At 68.0% G+C, this 13,242-nt stretch carries 14 protein-coding genes; 8 read left to right on the plus strand and 6 right to left on the minus strand.

Annotation, left to right across the window (positions count from 1 at the left end; genetic code table 11):
- Positions 1-9: 9 nt before the first annotated feature.
- Positions 10-1,053 (minus strand): PstS family phosphate ABC transporter substrate-binding protein, encoded by a 1,044-nt coding sequence (locus ACSR87_RS04030; RefSeq protein WP_498529593.1) that lies wholly within the window; start codon positions 1,051-1,053, stop codon positions 10-12.
- A 346-nt stretch (positions 1,054-1,399) separates the two neighbouring features.
- On the opposite strand from ACSR87_RS04030, the gene ACSR87_RS04035 reads away from it, so the two are divergent.
- Complete coding sequence (locus tag ACSR87_RS04035) at positions 1,400-2,401, plus strand: phosphate uptake regulator PhoU (RefSeq protein WP_008575534.1); 1,002 nt, start codon at positions 1,400-1,402, stop codon at positions 2,399-2,401.
- Between the two features lie 154 nt (positions 2,402-2,555).
- Here ACSR87_RS04035 and ACSR87_RS04040 read toward each other — a convergent pair whose 3' ends face one another.
- Complete coding sequence (locus tag ACSR87_RS04040; protein WP_004042262.1) at positions 2,556-2,933, minus strand: 30S ribosomal protein S8e; 378 nt, start codon at positions 2,931-2,933, stop codon at positions 2,556-2,558.
- Between the two features lie 129 nt (positions 2,934-3,062).
- On the opposite strand from ACSR87_RS04040, the gene ACSR87_RS04045 reads away from it, so the two are divergent.
- Positions 3,063-3,509, plus strand: coding sequence for a DUF2240 family protein (locus tag ACSR87_RS04045; protein WP_498529594.1), 447 nt, complete (start codon positions 3,063-3,065; stop codon positions 3,507-3,509).
- Between the two features lie 75 nt (positions 3,510-3,584).
- Positions 3,585-3,989: a DUF7993 family protein gene (locus ACSR87_RS04050; RefSeq protein ID WP_498529595.1), complete on the plus strand. Its 405-nt coding sequence runs from the start codon at positions 3,585-3,587 to the stop codon at positions 3,987-3,989.
- Positions 3,990-4,008: 19 nt separating this feature from the next.
- On the opposite strand, the gene ACSR87_RS04055 is transcribed toward ACSR87_RS04050, so the two are convergent.
- Positions 4,009-4,668, minus strand: coding sequence for an HAD family hydrolase (locus ACSR87_RS04055; RefSeq protein ID WP_498529596.1), 660 nt, complete (start codon positions 4,666-4,668; stop codon positions 4,009-4,011).
- Positions 4,669-4,816: 148 nt separating this feature from the next.
- On the opposite strand from ACSR87_RS04055, the gene ACSR87_RS04060 reads away from it, so the two are divergent.
- A complete protein-coding gene (locus ACSR87_RS04060; protein WP_498529597.1) occupies positions 4,817-6,091 on the plus strand; it encodes a DNA double-strand break repair nuclease NurA in 1,275 nt (424 codons plus the stop codon).
- 28 nt (positions 6,092-6,119) lie between these two features.
- Here ACSR87_RS04060 and ACSR87_RS04065 read toward each other — a convergent pair whose 3' ends face one another.
- Positions 6,120-6,548 carry a DUF7113 family protein gene (locus ACSR87_RS04065; protein ID WP_498529598.1) on the minus strand — a complete coding sequence of 143 codons (429 nt, stop codon included), beginning with the start codon at positions 6,546-6,548 and terminating at the stop codon, positions 6,120-6,122.
- Between the two features lie 134 nt (positions 6,549-6,682).
- On the opposite strand from ACSR87_RS04065, the gene ACSR87_RS04070 reads away from it, so the two are divergent.
- From ACSR87_RS04070 to ACSR87_RS04080, 3 genes are all read left to right on the plus strand, one after another.
- Positions 6,683-8,659: an ATP-binding protein gene (locus ACSR87_RS04070; protein ID WP_498529599.1), complete on the plus strand. Its 1,977-nt coding sequence runs from the start codon at positions 6,683-6,685 to the stop codon at positions 8,657-8,659.
- Positions 8,660-8,716: 57 nt separating this feature from the next.
- The gene (locus ACSR87_RS04075; RefSeq protein WP_498529600.1) at positions 8,717-9,148 is read left to right on the plus strand and encodes a universal stress protein; all 432 of its coding nucleotides are present in this window, start codon (positions 8,717-8,719) and stop codon (positions 9,146-9,148) included.
- 162 nt (positions 9,149-9,310) lie between these two features.
- Positions 9,311-9,982: a nitroreductase family protein gene (locus tag ACSR87_RS04080; RefSeq protein ID WP_498529601.1), complete on the plus strand. Its 672-nt coding sequence runs from the start codon at positions 9,311-9,313 to the stop codon at positions 9,980-9,982.
- A gap of 93 nt (positions 9,983-10,075) precedes the next feature.
- On the opposite strand, the gene ACSR87_RS04085 is transcribed toward ACSR87_RS04080, so the two are convergent.
- Entirely contained in the window at positions 10,076-11,278 is a 1,203-nt protein-coding gene (locus tag ACSR87_RS04085) for a KaiC domain-containing protein (RefSeq protein ID WP_498529602.1), read from the minus strand.
- A gap of 210 nt (positions 11,279-11,488) precedes the next feature.
- Here ACSR87_RS04085 and ACSR87_RS04090 point away from each other — a divergent pair, with 210 nt between their 5' ends.
- Positions 11,489-12,310 carry an NAD(+)/NADH kinase gene (locus ACSR87_RS04090; protein ID WP_498529603.1) on the plus strand — a complete coding sequence of 274 codons (822 nt, stop codon included), beginning with the start codon at positions 11,489-11,491 and terminating at the stop codon, positions 12,308-12,310.
- Positions 12,311-12,325: 15 nt separating this feature from the next.
- Here the strand turns inward: ACSR87_RS04090 and ACSR87_RS04095 are convergent, their stop codons facing one another.
- Positions 12,326-13,090 carry an SDR family oxidoreductase gene (locus tag ACSR87_RS04095; protein ID WP_282348136.1) on the minus strand — a complete coding sequence of 255 codons (765 nt, stop codon included), beginning with the start codon at positions 13,088-13,090 and terminating at the stop codon, positions 12,326-12,328.
- Positions 13,091-13,242: the final 152 nt, after the last annotated feature.

Raw genomic sequence — 13,242 nt, forward strand, 5'->3', positions numbered from 1 at the left:
AGAAAGCGGCTAGTTGGCTTCCTCGATGGCCGCGTTGAGGGTGTCGAGCATCTCCTGTTGCTCGTCTTCGCCCAGCGGGACGTAGCCGACCTCGTCGGCGACGATTTCGCGGCTGGTGGAGTTCTCCATCCAGTAGCGGGCGAACGCCGCGACGTGGTCCTCCGCGAGCGACTCGCGGGCGGGGTAGGTAAACAGCGGGCGGGAGAGGGGGTTGTACTCGCCGGACAGCGCCGTGTCGAGCGACGGCTCGACGAACTCGCCGGCGTCGTTCTCGATGGCGACCGCCTGCACGGCGTCGGTGTTCTCGCTGTAATACGCGAAGCCGAGGTAGCCAATCGCGTATTCGGAGCCTTCGACGCCCTGGATGATAGTGCGGTCCTGCTCGGTCGCGGAGTAGTCCTGACGGTGGCCCGGGCCCTCCTCCCCGATGATGGCCTCGATGAAGTAGTCGTAGGTACCGGAGGCGTCGGTGGGACCGTAAATCTCGATTTCCTCGTCGGGCCACTCGGAGTTGACGTCCGACCACGTCGTCGGAGTCGACTCGGCCGAGAAGATGGTCCGGAGCTGTTCGACGGTGAGCCCCTCGCCGATGAAGTCGTTGTCGTTGTTGACGATGACGGTCAGCGCGTCGGTTGCGACCTTGAGTTCGACGGGCGTCACGTCGTTGTCCTCGCACTGCGTCTCTTCTTCGCCCTTGATGGGGCGCGAGGCGTTGTTGAAGTCGGTCTGTCCCGTACAGAAGTAGTTCGCGAAGCCGCCACCGGAGCCGGTGGACTGGAGGTTGATGTTGACCTCCGAATGCTCACTCTGGAAGCGCTCGCCCACCGCGGTTGCGAGCGGGAACACCGTCGAGGAACCGGCGATATCGATGGTTCCCGAGAGCTCGTTGCTCCCGTCGCCCGACGAGTCCGTTCCCTCGGAGTCGCCGCCGGAGCTCCCGCCCTCGCCGCCGGTGTTGTTCTCGGTACACCCGGCGAGTCCCGCGAGACCGGTCGCGCCCGAGGCAATCAGGAACTTACGCCGCGAAAGAACGCTGTCCGAGTTACGCGTCATCGATTTTGAGGAGCCGATTTTTCCGTAAATACCCTGCTATGACGACTATATAGTGATACATTCTGGTATGTCCCCAAGGGATGCTAGCGTGTAACAAGAGCGAGGTGAAATCGACGGAAACAGCCGATTGTCCCATTCATGGCCGTCTCGTGCGCGAACTTTCTCCGACGTGTCAGAAAACGCGGGGCGCTCGGGGCGACGGACGCGGCGCAAAATGACTACTGAGTGGGCGGCAGTTCGGGCTCGAATCGGCACGAATCACGTTCGGTCGCACTTATCACATAAAAGCGGACTCCAATATATAGATATAGACAGTTTTATTGTGGATTGAGAACCACCCACGGACATGGTCGAAACCCGAAAGGTGCAGGTGACGGGCGGTTCCACCTACACCGTCTCGATTCCCAAAGACTGGGCGACGGACAACGGCGTCTCGGCGGGGAGCGAAGTCGAGTTCTATCCGGAGGGCGACTCGCTGTTCTTGACGCCCCGTTCCGAGGAGGAACGCACCGAGGGCACCCTCGACATCGCGACCCTCGAAGGCGACGAACTCACGCGCGCCGTCATGACGATGTACGTGAGCGGGTTCGACATCATCGCGCTGGAGAGTTCGCGCATCACGACCGACCAGCGCCGGACCATCCGCGAGGCGACCCAGAGTCTCGTCGGTCTCGAAGTGCTCGAAGAGACGCGCGACCGGGTCGTCATCCGCGACCTGCTCGACTCCTCCGAGCTTTCCATCCACAACGCGGTCACTCGGATGCGACTCATCGCGCTTTCGATGCTCGAAGACGCCATCGCGGCCATCGCCGAGCAGGACGACGACATGGCCCGCGACGTCATCCAGCGCGACGACGACGTCGACCGCCTCTGGATGGTCGTCTCCCGCATCTTCCGGGCGACGCTCCGGACCCCGAAGGCCGCAGAAGAGCTCGGCCTCCCCCGCGAAATCTGCTTCGACTACCAGTCCGCCGCCCGGCAACTGGAGCGCATCGGCGACCACGCGACCAAGATTGCCCACCTCTCGTTGAACTTCGAGGAGCCCGTCGACGGTGAAATCGTCGAGGCGATTCAGGAGCTGTTCAAGGAAACCGAAAGCGTCGTCAACGGCGGGATGGACGCGCTGTTCGCCGAGGAAAGCGACGAGGCGAGCCGCCTCGCCAACGAGTCTCGCGAGGCCGTTCAGGCCATCGACGCCAGCGCCCGCGGCATCGACGAACTCCTCCGGGACCTCGACCCGGCGCGCGCGCAACTGCTCGGCCTCATCGTCGACTCCGTCTCGCGGAGCGCCGACTACGGCGGCAACATCGCCGAAACGGCGCTCCAGAAGGCCGCGCCGACGCCCTGACCGGCCGACCCGCCGCGTCGGGTCGCACGATTCGATTCAGCACCGTCCAGTTCCGTTTTCGACTTCGACCAATCGCGCCCGTGAGCGACGGCCGCGCGGCTCGCGGGAGTAAAACAGTCGAGCCGCGCCGAAACGACGACGCGGGGAAAGAGAGTTACTCGTCGTCGACGACGACGGCGTTGACCTGTCCGTCCTGACCGGGGCGGGAGGTGACGCGGGCGCGACCGGCGCTCGTGTCGATGATGGAGCCCTTCGTGATGATGTTCCGGCGGGCGTAGTTGACGTTCGACGGGTTGTCGACGACGCCTTCGATGTCGGCCTGCGTCACGTCGGCACCGTCTGCGACCTGCGCGACGTTCGTCGAGAGGGCGCGGAGCTTCTCGTTGTTGCCGCGGGAGTCGATAATCTGGAACCGGGGCTCGCCGACCGTCGTGGCGGCGGGTTCGCGGCCCAGCTGGTATCGCTTCTTGTTTCGGGACGGCTTGCGCCGACCGCCGGTCCGCTTCCGCTTGGAGCGTCCTTGGTCCTTCATACGGGGTAAAAACCTCGGTGACTACTTGAATCGCTCGAATCGGTGCTCGGCGGAGACGGGTGGCACCACGTCGCTCGGGGGCGGAGGCAACACAAACCGTTTAGTTCGCCCGCGCCCGCCGTCGAAGCGATGAGTCTCGACGTCACCGTCGCCGTCCCCTTCCGGCAACACGGCTCGACCCGCCTCGGCGAGGGCGAGTTCGTCGTCGCCCTGTCGCTCGACCGCGACTGGTTCTCCCCGGACCAGGCTAAGCGCCTCATCGACCTCGCGGCGGGCCGCGGCCTCGTCGAACGCGACGACGGCGAGGTCGTCGCGACGTTCGACCCCGCCGACGTACAGATTCCCGAGGAGTTCGAACCCGACGCCGCCGTCCTCCGCGAGCAGTCGGCGTTCGAGCAGATTCTCGACGCCTGCGTCGCCGCCGGCGTCGAAAAACAGGCCGCCGTCGCCGGCATCAACGAACGACAGTCTCGCCTCGGCGTCACCGCCGAGGCCGCCGCGGTGCTGTTCGCGCGCGCGAACGACGTGAACGTGGACGACGCGGCCGAGAAAGCAAAGCGGTCGCTGGCCGAGTAGCGCCGGCCAGTCGTTCTCTTCTCTCCGCCCGCCGCGAAGCGACACCCCGAAACCGTCCGGGCGCGAACGGCCGGCATGGTCGTCGATTCGCTCTCCGACGGGACACGCATCGCCCAACTGCTCGCCTCGGAGGTCACGGGCCACGAGGACGCCTTCTCGGTTCTCTCCGTCGTCGACGCCGACGCCGACGTGGAACCGACCGACGACGGCGCGCTCGCCTACGCGGTCGCCGCCGACGGCGAACGCGTCGCCGAGGTGTACGTCCAACCGGACCGCGCCCGCGTCGAGTTCCTCGCCCATCCCGACGTGACCGCCGAGGCCGCCTCCGAGGCGGGGCTTCGCGTGCGCCCGAAGGCGGTCCGCCCGCCGCGAACGCTCGTGTTCGTCGAGGACGGCGCGCAGGTGAAGTGGACGCTCCCGGCGTTCCGCGCGCTGGTCGCGGCGCTCGACGCCGGGGAGCGAGAGGAAGACGAAGAATAGACGCTCTCGCGGGACCGGTTCAGAGGTCCGCGAGGAGCTTCGGAAGCTCGGCCGGCAAGTCGTCGTGGTGGATGTGTGCGATTGCTCGCGGGTCGGGGTCGTCACAGCCGTCGCCGAGCACCTGCACCGGAAGCAGCCCGGCGTCGTGCGCGCCGGCGATGTCGTGGTGGACGCTGTCACCGACGTAGACGGTCTCTTCGGGGGCGGTTCCGAGGTCGTCGAGCAGGGCTTCGAACGCCCGCTCGTCCGGCTTGCCGGCGGGGAGCGCGCCCGTCACGAGGGCCGTGTCGAAGTGGTCGCGCCACCCGAGTTTGTCGATTTTCGCTTCCTGGGCGACGACCGGGCCGTTTGTGAGGAGGCCGACGCGGTAGGTCGTCCGCAGGCCGGTGAGCATCGCCTCGACGCCCTCGACGGGGACGACCGCGTCGGTGATTCGTTCTCTGTACGCCGTGGCGACGCGCTCCGGGTCGACGGGAGAGCCGTGCTCGTCGAGGAGCGTCTCGAAGATGGGCGCGCGGGTCTCGCGCGTGAGGTTCTCTTGGTGTGCCCGGAGATACGCCTCTCGGGTCAGCGGGGGGGCGCCCGCCGCCGCCGCCGCCTCCGAGAGAATCGTCTCGCGGTCCCGCGTCGGCACCGCGAGTGTGTAGTCGAGGTCGAACCCGACCGCGCTGACAGACATCGTCGGTGAAGCGTTGGCAACGGAGCGGTATGAGCGTGCCGGGACCTGTCGAGGGGGCGACCCGTCGCACGCCGGCTCTCCCGGTCCCGTCGGGGTGACTCCCGCCGCCGACGACAACCACTATACTCGTCGGCGACGACGCCGAGATATGACCCTCGACCCCGTCCACGTGGACGACATCGCGTCCATGGCGAGTTCCATCGCTGACTCGGTCGACGACGCCGACTACGACGACCTCGCGCGGACGGTCTGGGAATCCTGGCTCGACCCCCTCGAATCGCCCGACGGGGGACTCCCAATCGTCGAGCCGCTCGGCGAAAAACGGCTCCACGCCGCGGATATCGACGACGTGGCGCTCACGGAGTCGCCGTTTCCGACCGTCCACGGCCTCGACTCGGGGACCATCAACCCGACGACGTTCAAAAACGGACTCGTCCTCGACGTGGCCCACGCCGCGATGGCCGCCGAGCCGTCGGACCTCGACCTCCACCGCCACCGCTCTATCGTCATGGCGGCGCACACCCACGACCCGGTCCAGTTTTTCGACACCGACGAGTGGCTCCACTCCGACGAGGGCTACGGCCGCCGCCGCGTCCTGAGCGTCCCGCGGGTCAACCGCTACGCCGAGGGGGTCGTCCACGCGCTCGCGCTCTACCTCGCCGAGAGCGCCCACGCGCTCGAACACGCCGACGCCGTCTCCGACCTGCTCATCCTCGACGGGCCGGTGTACCCGAAGGAACTCCTGAACTGGCGCGACCGCGACGCCGAACTGAAGGACCTCGCGCGCGACGCGAAGCCGAAGGCCGTCCTGGAGAACTACGTCCGACTCGTCGAGCGCTTCGTCGAGCGCGGCGTCCCCCTCGCCGGCTTCGTGAAGAACCCCGGCGCGAAACACGTCGTCCGCACGGTCAGGAAACAGCTCGACGGAAGCGACGCCGGCAGGCGGCCGTGGGTGGACGACGCCGCCTTCTTCGTCAGCCTGCTCGAACGCCGCGAGGGGGCCGACGGCGACGAGCGCCGCACCGACGAGCTCACGTTCACGAGCTGGTTCGTCTCGCGCGGCGGGTCGGACCGCCAACTGAGCGCCGAGGGCGAGGCGTTCGGCATCGAGCGGAAGCTCGACCCCGAGGCGTACACGGTGACGTTCTTCGTGCTGTACGACCCCCGAACCGACGTGTGCTACCGAGTCGAAGCGCCCTACGCGTTCACGAAGGACCCCGACCTCCGCGCCGACCTGATGCACCACGTCGTCCGCGACGTGGCCGCCACGCGCGGGCCGCCGCTTGCGGTCGAGAAGGCCGACGAACTCGCGCGGGTGAGCGTCGGCGAGAAGGCGGCGCTCAGGCGCAAACTCTCCGATAAGCTCGACTCGGACCAGATGAAAAGCTACGACAACATCCGCTGGGTCGACGCCGACGAGTGAGTCTCGGGGGCGCGCGGCTCAGCGCGACTTAGCGCGACGCGTCGCCCTCGGGAGAGCCTTCGTCGGCGGACCCCTCGTCGGCTGAGCGGTCCGTCGGGACCGGCTGTTCGGCCTCCGGCGTCCCCTCCTCTTCGGGCCTGACGACCTCGACCCGCACGTCGTCGGCGGGGACGCCGACTCGGGCGAACTGCGTCTTGACGTGTTCTTTCGCCGCCGACAGCGCCTGCTCGCGGGTGTCGAAGCCGCGGGGGAGCGGCGTGTCGAAGGCGACGCGAATCGTCCGCCCGTCGATTTCGGTCTCCGACCCGCCGCTTTCGACCTCGTAGAACTCGTCGCAGACCCAGACGTAGGGCGCGTCCTCGTCCGGCGCGCCGCGGTAGGTCGGCGCTTGCTCCCCCCGTTCGAATATCGTCCCGGTGAGTGCCGTGCCGCCGCCGTGGCCGCGGACCAATAACATAGCCGGGCTAGGTGCGCGACACGGAAAAGTCGTACGCGACGCCCCGAGACCGCGGGATACGGGACCATCAGACACGGGACCGAGAGCCGCCGCCGACGCGTGGCTTTTTACTCGCCGCCCGCAAGCGTTCGAACATGACCGACCTGGGGGATTTTAGCGACTTCGCCGGCGACGACCCCGACGACTCGTCCGACCCGAGTCAAGCGGACCGAGGAGCGGAAGCCGCCGAAAGCGGGCGCTCCGAACCCGCCTCGGAGGGTGGGAACGCGGCCGACGCGAGCGCGGCCGGCGGGGACGGCGTCGGTGGCGACGGCGTCGAAACCGACCCCGGCCACCGCGACAACGACGGCTCGACAGATGCGACCGCTTCGGCAGGCGCGACCGACGACGCGGACGACCTGCGGTTTGACGACTACGACGCCGACCCCGTCGGAGACGAGCGGGGCGTCGGCGCGATTGCGGTCTCGCAGGGCCTGCGCGTGTCGGAGGACTCAGACCGGACGGCGCTCCGGGCGTTCGTGACCACGGGTAACCGCGAGCGCGTCCGCCTCGGAAAGTACCTCGTCGTCCCCTACCCCGACGACGAACTGCTGTTCTGCCGCATCGTCGGCCTGGAGTACGCCCAGGAGTTCCAGGCCGACGACGCGACGGAGATTCACGCCCGCCGGGCGATGCGCCGCCCCGCCGACGAGTTCGAGGAGCGCGATTTCAAGTTCATGGCCGAACTCGAACCCATCGCCGTCCTGTTTTCCGACGGCGGCGACCTCAAGCGCCGGATGGTCGACCGCGTGCCGAAACCGCAGGCGACGGTCGGTGAGGCCACCGACGCGACCCAGATTAAGACCGGCCTGAAGATTCCCGAGGCGGGCGTCTTCCTCGGACACCTCTCGGTCGGCGGCGAGAAGGTCCGGACCGCGGCCCGGCCGCCGACTATCGACTACCGGCTGAACGACGACTACACCGACGGCGACCCGCTCGTGTTCCGCCACACGCTCGTCGCCGGCGGCACCGGGTCGGGAAAGACCCACGCCTCGAAGAACATCCTGCGGCAGTACCTCTCGGAGGAACGGAGCTACGAGATGGACGACGGCCGCGAGGTGCAGACCGCGGTCGTCCAGTTCGACCCGCAGGACGAGTACGCCCAGATGCACGACGACAACCCCGACATGGACGCCGAGACGGCCCGTCGCTACGAGCGCGAGGGCGTCGCTCACGGCGGCCACGAGGATACGGTCGCGCTCGTCCCCAAGATGGCCGGGTCGTCGTACCCCGGCGCGAACCACCGCGCCGAGCAGTTGGAGTTCACCATCCCCTTCTCGATGGTGCGTGACCTCCCGTGGCTCGTCGCCGGCAGCAGCCTCAACGACAACCAGTATCCGGCGCTCACCGAACTCCTGAACCGCTTCTTCCGGAACTACGGCGATTCGGGGACGTACAAGGAGTTCCTGACGTTCCTCGACGACCCGGCGCTGAAAGAAGAACTCCACGAGTCGGGACGGGTCCACGAGGCCACCTTCGACGCGGTGAAACGCCGAGTTCGCGGCGTGCCGAGCGGCGTCTTCGACCAAGATGCCCGGCCGATAACCGACCTCGACCACCAGCTCGTCCGCCCCGGCGGGCTGACGGTCGTGCCGACCTACCACCTCTCGTCGAGTCGGGCGAAGGAGCTGTTCGTCCTCGCGGTGTCGGCGCTGCTCATCGACGACAAGCTCTCGAACGACCCGTCGAGCGACCGCATCAAGGAGACGCCGGTCGTCCTCGGGATGGACGAGGCGCACAACTTCCTCACCGACGCCGACTCGGTGCAGGCGCGGAAGGTCATCCAGAAGTTCACCGAGGCGGCCAAGCAGGGCCGCAAGGAACGGCTCGGGCTGTTCCTCATCACGCAGGACCCGCAGGACATCGCCGACCCGGTGTTCAAGCAGGTGAACACGAAAATCGTGCTCAACCTCGGCGACGAGGACGCCATCAAGAGCGTCAACATCCCGCCGAACCTCGAAGACAAGGTGCCGTACATGGAGAAAGGCCAGATGGTCGTCTACTCGCCCGACAACTCCGAACCCGTCGAACTGACGGGGCTTTCGACCTGCGTGACGCGACACGGCGACTGAGCGCCCCAACGCGGCGCGGCGGGCGGATTTTTAGCCCGCGCCCGAGTAGGCCGCGACATGGCCGAACACGTGCTCGTCCCAATCGACGGGTCGCCGCAGTCAGTCGCCGCGGTCCGCTTTGCCGCCTCGGAGTGGCCCGACGCCGAACTCACGCTGTTGAACGTCATCAACCCCGCCGACGCCGATTACAAAGAGCGGGCGCTCAGCGGCTCCGAGGAGTGGTTCCAAGCGGAGAAACGAAAGGCGAGAGAGACGTTCGCCGAGGTGAAAGCCGAAGTGGGACTCGTCGACGCCGACAGGCCGATCACCGACCGCATCGAGGTCGGCAGCCCCCAGAAGCTCATCGTCGAGGTGCTCGACGACGACGCCGGCTACGACCACGTCGTGATGGGCAGCCACGGTCGGACGGGAGTCTCGCGCATCCTGCTCGGCAGCGTCGCCGAGGAGGTCCTCCGGCGGTCGCCGGTGCCCGTGACTATCGTGCGGTGAGTCACGGCGCGCGACACGCCGAAACGGGACCGCGTATCCGACCCCTCGGTAACACCGGCGTCACCTAGTGAGGCGATGATATGAGTCCTGCGAGCACACCGGAATCGGCCGGTTCGACCGGATTGCAACGCCCTATTTCCGTGCCGTCCCTGGCGGCAACCGATGGAATTCACAGAGGTCGTGACGACCCGCCGCTCTATCCACGAGTACGCCGACGAGTCGCTCGATGACGAGACGCTCCGGACGATATTCGAAAACGCCGTGCAGGCCCCGTCGAGCTACAACCTCCAGCCGTGGGAGTTCGTCGTACTGCGCGAAGACGAGACACAGCAGCTGCTCCGCGAGGCGGCCTACGACCAAGACCACGTCACCGGTGCCGCCGCGTCGGTCATCGTGCTCGGCAACAAGGACCCCGAAGCGCACGCCGAGACCGTCACCGACGACATGCTGGAGAAAGGCTATCTGCCGAGCGAGGAGGTCCGCGACGGCATCCTCGACAACATCGCCGGCATGGCCGACCTCCCCGAACAGGAGCGCCGCGTCTGGACCGTCCGCTCGACGTCGCTCGTCGCGATGTCGCTCATGTACGCCGCGTGGGACGAGGGCGTCGCCTCCTGTCCCATCGGCGGCTTCGACGCCGACGCCGTCCTCGACGCGTTCGACATCGACGGCGAGCGCTACGAACCCGTAATGCTCCTGACGATGGGGTACCCCGCCGAGGACGCCGACGAACTGCAAGCGGAACGCAAGTACCGCCGCCCGGTCGACGAGGTCGTCCACTTCGAGAGCTTCGGGTCCGAACAGTCGTCCGACCCTGCGACCGCCGACGACTGAGGTCTCGACGCCGCCGCTCCCGGGGACGCTTTTGTGCCGCGGAGCGCGCTTCCGAGGCCGACGCCGTCGGAACGCAGAACGCCGACCGCGGACTTAGAAAATATTTGCCTGCTGGTAGACGCTGATTCCCTCGTTCGTGAGTTCGTAGGGTTTAGTCTCCCGGGAGTGGTTGGCGTCGCGTATCTTCTGAATCTCGATTGCGAGTCGCGTCTCCCGGAAGTCGTCGCCGCGGACGTACTGGAGGACGAACACGGCGTCCGAGAGGTACTCGACGATGCCGTGGCGGGAGACGTACGGCGTCGATTGGTCCGCCTCGGAGGTGAGCATCGTCGTCACGCCGGCGTCCTTCAGCGACCGCGTGAAGTTGAACACCTCGCTGCGGCGCTTCGAGGGGTGGTCGTACATCATCTCCAGAAGCGAGACGGAGTCGAGGACGAGTCGGTCTGCGCCGAACTCCTCGACCAGCCGCGGGAGGTCGTTGCGGATGCTCGACAGGCTGTTGGCCATCTCCACGGGGTCGAGGTCGACGACGGCCAGTCGGCCGTCGGCCTCGTACGTCGAGAACTCCCAGCCCTTCTCGTCGGCCGTATCGAGGATGCGCTCGCGGCTCTCTTCGAGCGTGATGTAGACGCCGCTGCCGCCGTCTTCGAGGGCTTTCCGGAGGAATTGTAGCCCGAACGTCGTCTTGCCGGTCCCGGCGCTCCCGATGGCCACCATCAGCGACCGTTTGGGGACGCCGCCGAGAATCATGTCGTCGAGCCCCTCGATTCCGATATCGATGCGGTCGATGTCGGAGTCGAACTCCTCGTCGTCGAACGTCGGGGAGTCAGACCCCTCGGGACCGGAGCCGGGAGCGGGACCGAATCCGAAATCGTCGTCGGACGAGGCGCCGCCGAACCCGCCGCCCGCGTCGGGCATCGGCGCGTTGTTGAACGCCGTGGCGAAGTCGGTCGAAAACGGGTCGTCGTCGCCGTCGAGTGGGTCGTCGTCGCGTGAGTCGTCGCCCGTACTGTCCCCGAACGGGCCGTCACCGAACGACAGCGGCTCGTCGCGCTCGTCGGCGGCGTCGGCCCCCTCGCTTTCGGTCTCGAACTCGGCTCCCCCCGTCACCGACGAGTCCGGCGCGTCCGACTCCACGGCCGAACCGCTGTCCGCGTCGCCTACGTCGGTCTCGCCGTCGTCGGTTTTGTCGTCGTCACGCTGCTCGCTTTCCTCGGGGTCCGCGTCGTCTGCGTCGGTCTCGCCGTCGTCGGTCTCGCGGAGTGCCCGTTCGAACCAGTCGTCGTCGTCACTCACGGGAGCCACCACCGAACGACAGCGCGGCCGGCGTCCGTGCCTGCCATCATCACATGGTGTGTCGGCGTCGTGATGAACGTTTCCCGTGCGCGGAGCTACCACGCGGCGTCACCGAGGGCGGCGAGCCGAGAGGCGTCGGGATGAACCGAGCGAGCCGAGACCGGACGACGTGACGGTGGGCTTTTGCCCGGGGGCGTCAAACCGCGGGGCATGAAGGTCGGCATCGTCGCACAGAAGGGCAACAGCCGGGCCGCGTACCTCGCCGCGGAGACGAGCGAGGCGCTCGCCAAGGTCGACGCCGAGGCCGTCGTCGACGCGGCGACCGCCGAGGAGTTAGGCGTCGAGGGCACGCCCGTCGAGTCGTTCGACGACTGCGACCTCGTGGTGAGCATCGGCGGCGACGGAACGTTTCTCTACGCCGCCCGCGGTGCCGACGGCGTTCCCATTCTCGGCGTCAACCTCGGCGAGGTCGGCTTCCTGAACGCCGTCTCGCCCGCCGACGCCATCGACGAGGTGCTGGCCGAAGTCGCCGCGTTCCGTGAGGGGGGCCAGTCGGTTCGAGAGGTCCCTCGAATCGTCGCCAGCGGCGACGGCTGGGAGATGGACCCGTCGATGAACGAGGTCGTCGTCCACGGCCCTCGGCGGGGTCACGGCGGCGGCGCGGACCTGGAAGTCCGCGTGGACGGCTCGCTGTACTCCGGGAGCCACGCCGACGGCGTGCTCGTCACGACGCCCGCGGGGAGTTCCGCCTACAACCTCAGCGAGGGCGGCCCGCTCGTCCACCCCGGCGTCGAGGGACTCGTCGTCACCGAGATGGCGGCCGACGAGGGGATGCCGCCGCTGGTCGTCCCTCAGGGAGCCGCCGTGAGCGTCACCGTCACCGGCGCGGCGTCGGCGGTCGTCGTCGGCGACGGGCGGACCCGGCGGACGGTATCGCCGCCGACGGAGATTCGTATCGAGCGGTCCGACTCGCCGGTGCGACTCGCCGGGCCGACCTCCGACTTCTTCGAAGCGCTCGGCAAGCTCGACTGACTGCGCCGCCGCCGACTACTCCGCGAGTTCTCGCTCTCGTTCTCGTTCGCTCTCGTCGCCCGCCGCCTCGGCCCGGGGCAGCGGCGTCCAATCGATATCGACCACGTTGTCGGCCCGCTTGCGGAGTCCGGGGCGGGAGACGACCTCGAACGTCCGGTTTTCCGTCTCGCGGGTGAAAAGCGAGTGCGCGAGGACGTTCGCCACGTCGGCGCGGGGGATGCTCCCGCGGACGGAGTCGCCGCCCTCCCCGACGACCACGTCGCCGGTCGCGGGGCCGTCGGTGAGCGCGCCGGGCCTGACAATCGTGTGGTCGAGCGGCGCGTCTCGAAGCCGGTTCTCGCTTCGTTCCTTCGCCGAGAGGACGCCCGCCGCCGTGAGAAGCGCGCGGAGCGACAGCGGGAGGCCGCCCTTCGAGTCGCCGACGCCGATAGAGGACGTGAGGACGAACCGCTGTGCGCCGGAGGCGGTCGCGGCGTCCACGAGGTTCACCACGCCCGCGCCGTCGACGAGGTCACCGCGGATGGTTTCGAGCCCCGCCGAGACGCCGACCGCGGAGACGACGGCGTCGGCGTCGAGGACCGCCTGACGGGCGTCGTCGGGGTCGAGCAGGTCTCCGACGACGACTTCGTCCGCGCCGCGCGCTCTGAGCTCGGACTCGGCGTCGGCGTCGCGGGTCAGCGCCCTGACGACGAGGGGCGTCTCGGCCAGCGCGTCGAGGACGTGTCGGCCCGTCCGACCCGTCGCACCGGCGAGGAGGACGCGACCGCGATTGCGTGCCATACCCGCGCATGGTGGCGCGGCTCAATAACCTTCGGGAACGCGTCAAAAGTCCGGGTCGGCGGCGGTCAGCGACCGCGAGAAAACACGGTCGAGTCGGCGGCGAGTCGAGGAATCGAGTCGGGTGGGTCGCGGGTCGCGCGCCGTACTGGCTC

It is taken from the genome of Haloferax sp. SDI50 (assembly GCF_059802635.1).

Bases quoted from the DNA above. Each gene is read 5' to 3' on its own strand.
- ACSR87_RS04030 (WP_498529593.1), bottom strand. From the start codon at position 1,053: ATGACGCGTAACTCGGACAGCGTTCTTTCGCGGCGTAAGTTCCTGATT.
- ACSR87_RS04035 (WP_008575534.1), top strand. From the start codon at position 1,400: ATGGTCGAAACCCGAAAGGTGCAGGTGACGGGCGGTTCCACCTACACC.
- ACSR87_RS04040 (WP_004042262.1), bottom strand. From the start codon at position 2,933: ATGAAGGACCAAGGACGCTCCAAGCGGAAGCGGACCGGCGGTCGGCGC.
- ACSR87_RS04045 (WP_498529594.1), top strand. From the start codon at position 3,063: ATGAGTCTCGACGTCACCGTCGCCGTCCCCTTCCGGCAACACGGCTCG.
- ACSR87_RS04050 (WP_498529595.1), top strand. From the start codon at position 3,585: ATGGTCGTCGATTCGCTCTCCGACGGGACACGCATCGCCCAACTGCTC.
- ACSR87_RS04055 (WP_498529596.1), bottom strand. From the start codon at position 4,668: ATGTCTGTCAGCGCGGTCGGGTTCGACCTCGACTACACACTCGCGGTG.
- ACSR87_RS04060 (WP_498529597.1), top strand. From the start codon at position 4,817: ATGACCCTCGACCCCGTCCACGTGGACGACATCGCGTCCATGGCGAGT.
- ACSR87_RS04065 (WP_498529598.1), bottom strand. From the start codon at position 6,548: ATGTTATTGGTCCGCGGCCACGGCGGCGGCACGGCACTCACCGGGACG.
- ACSR87_RS04070 (WP_498529599.1), top strand. From the start codon at position 6,683: ATGACCGACCTGGGGGATTTTAGCGACTTCGCCGGCGACGACCCCGAC.
- ACSR87_RS04075 (WP_498529600.1), top strand. From the start codon at position 8,717: ATGGCCGAACACGTGCTCGTCCCAATCGACGGGTCGCCGCAGTCAGTC.
- ACSR87_RS04080 (WP_498529601.1), top strand. From the start codon at position 9,311: ATGGAATTCACAGAGGTCGTGACGACCCGCCGCTCTATCCACGAGTAC.
- ACSR87_RS04090 (WP_498529603.1), top strand. From the start codon at position 11,489: ATGAAGGTCGGCATCGTCGCACAGAAGGGCAACAGCCGGGCCGCGTAC.
- ACSR87_RS04095 (WP_282348136.1), bottom strand. From the start codon at position 13,090: ATGGCACGCAATCGCGGTCGCGTCCTCCTCGCCGGTGCGACGGGTCGG.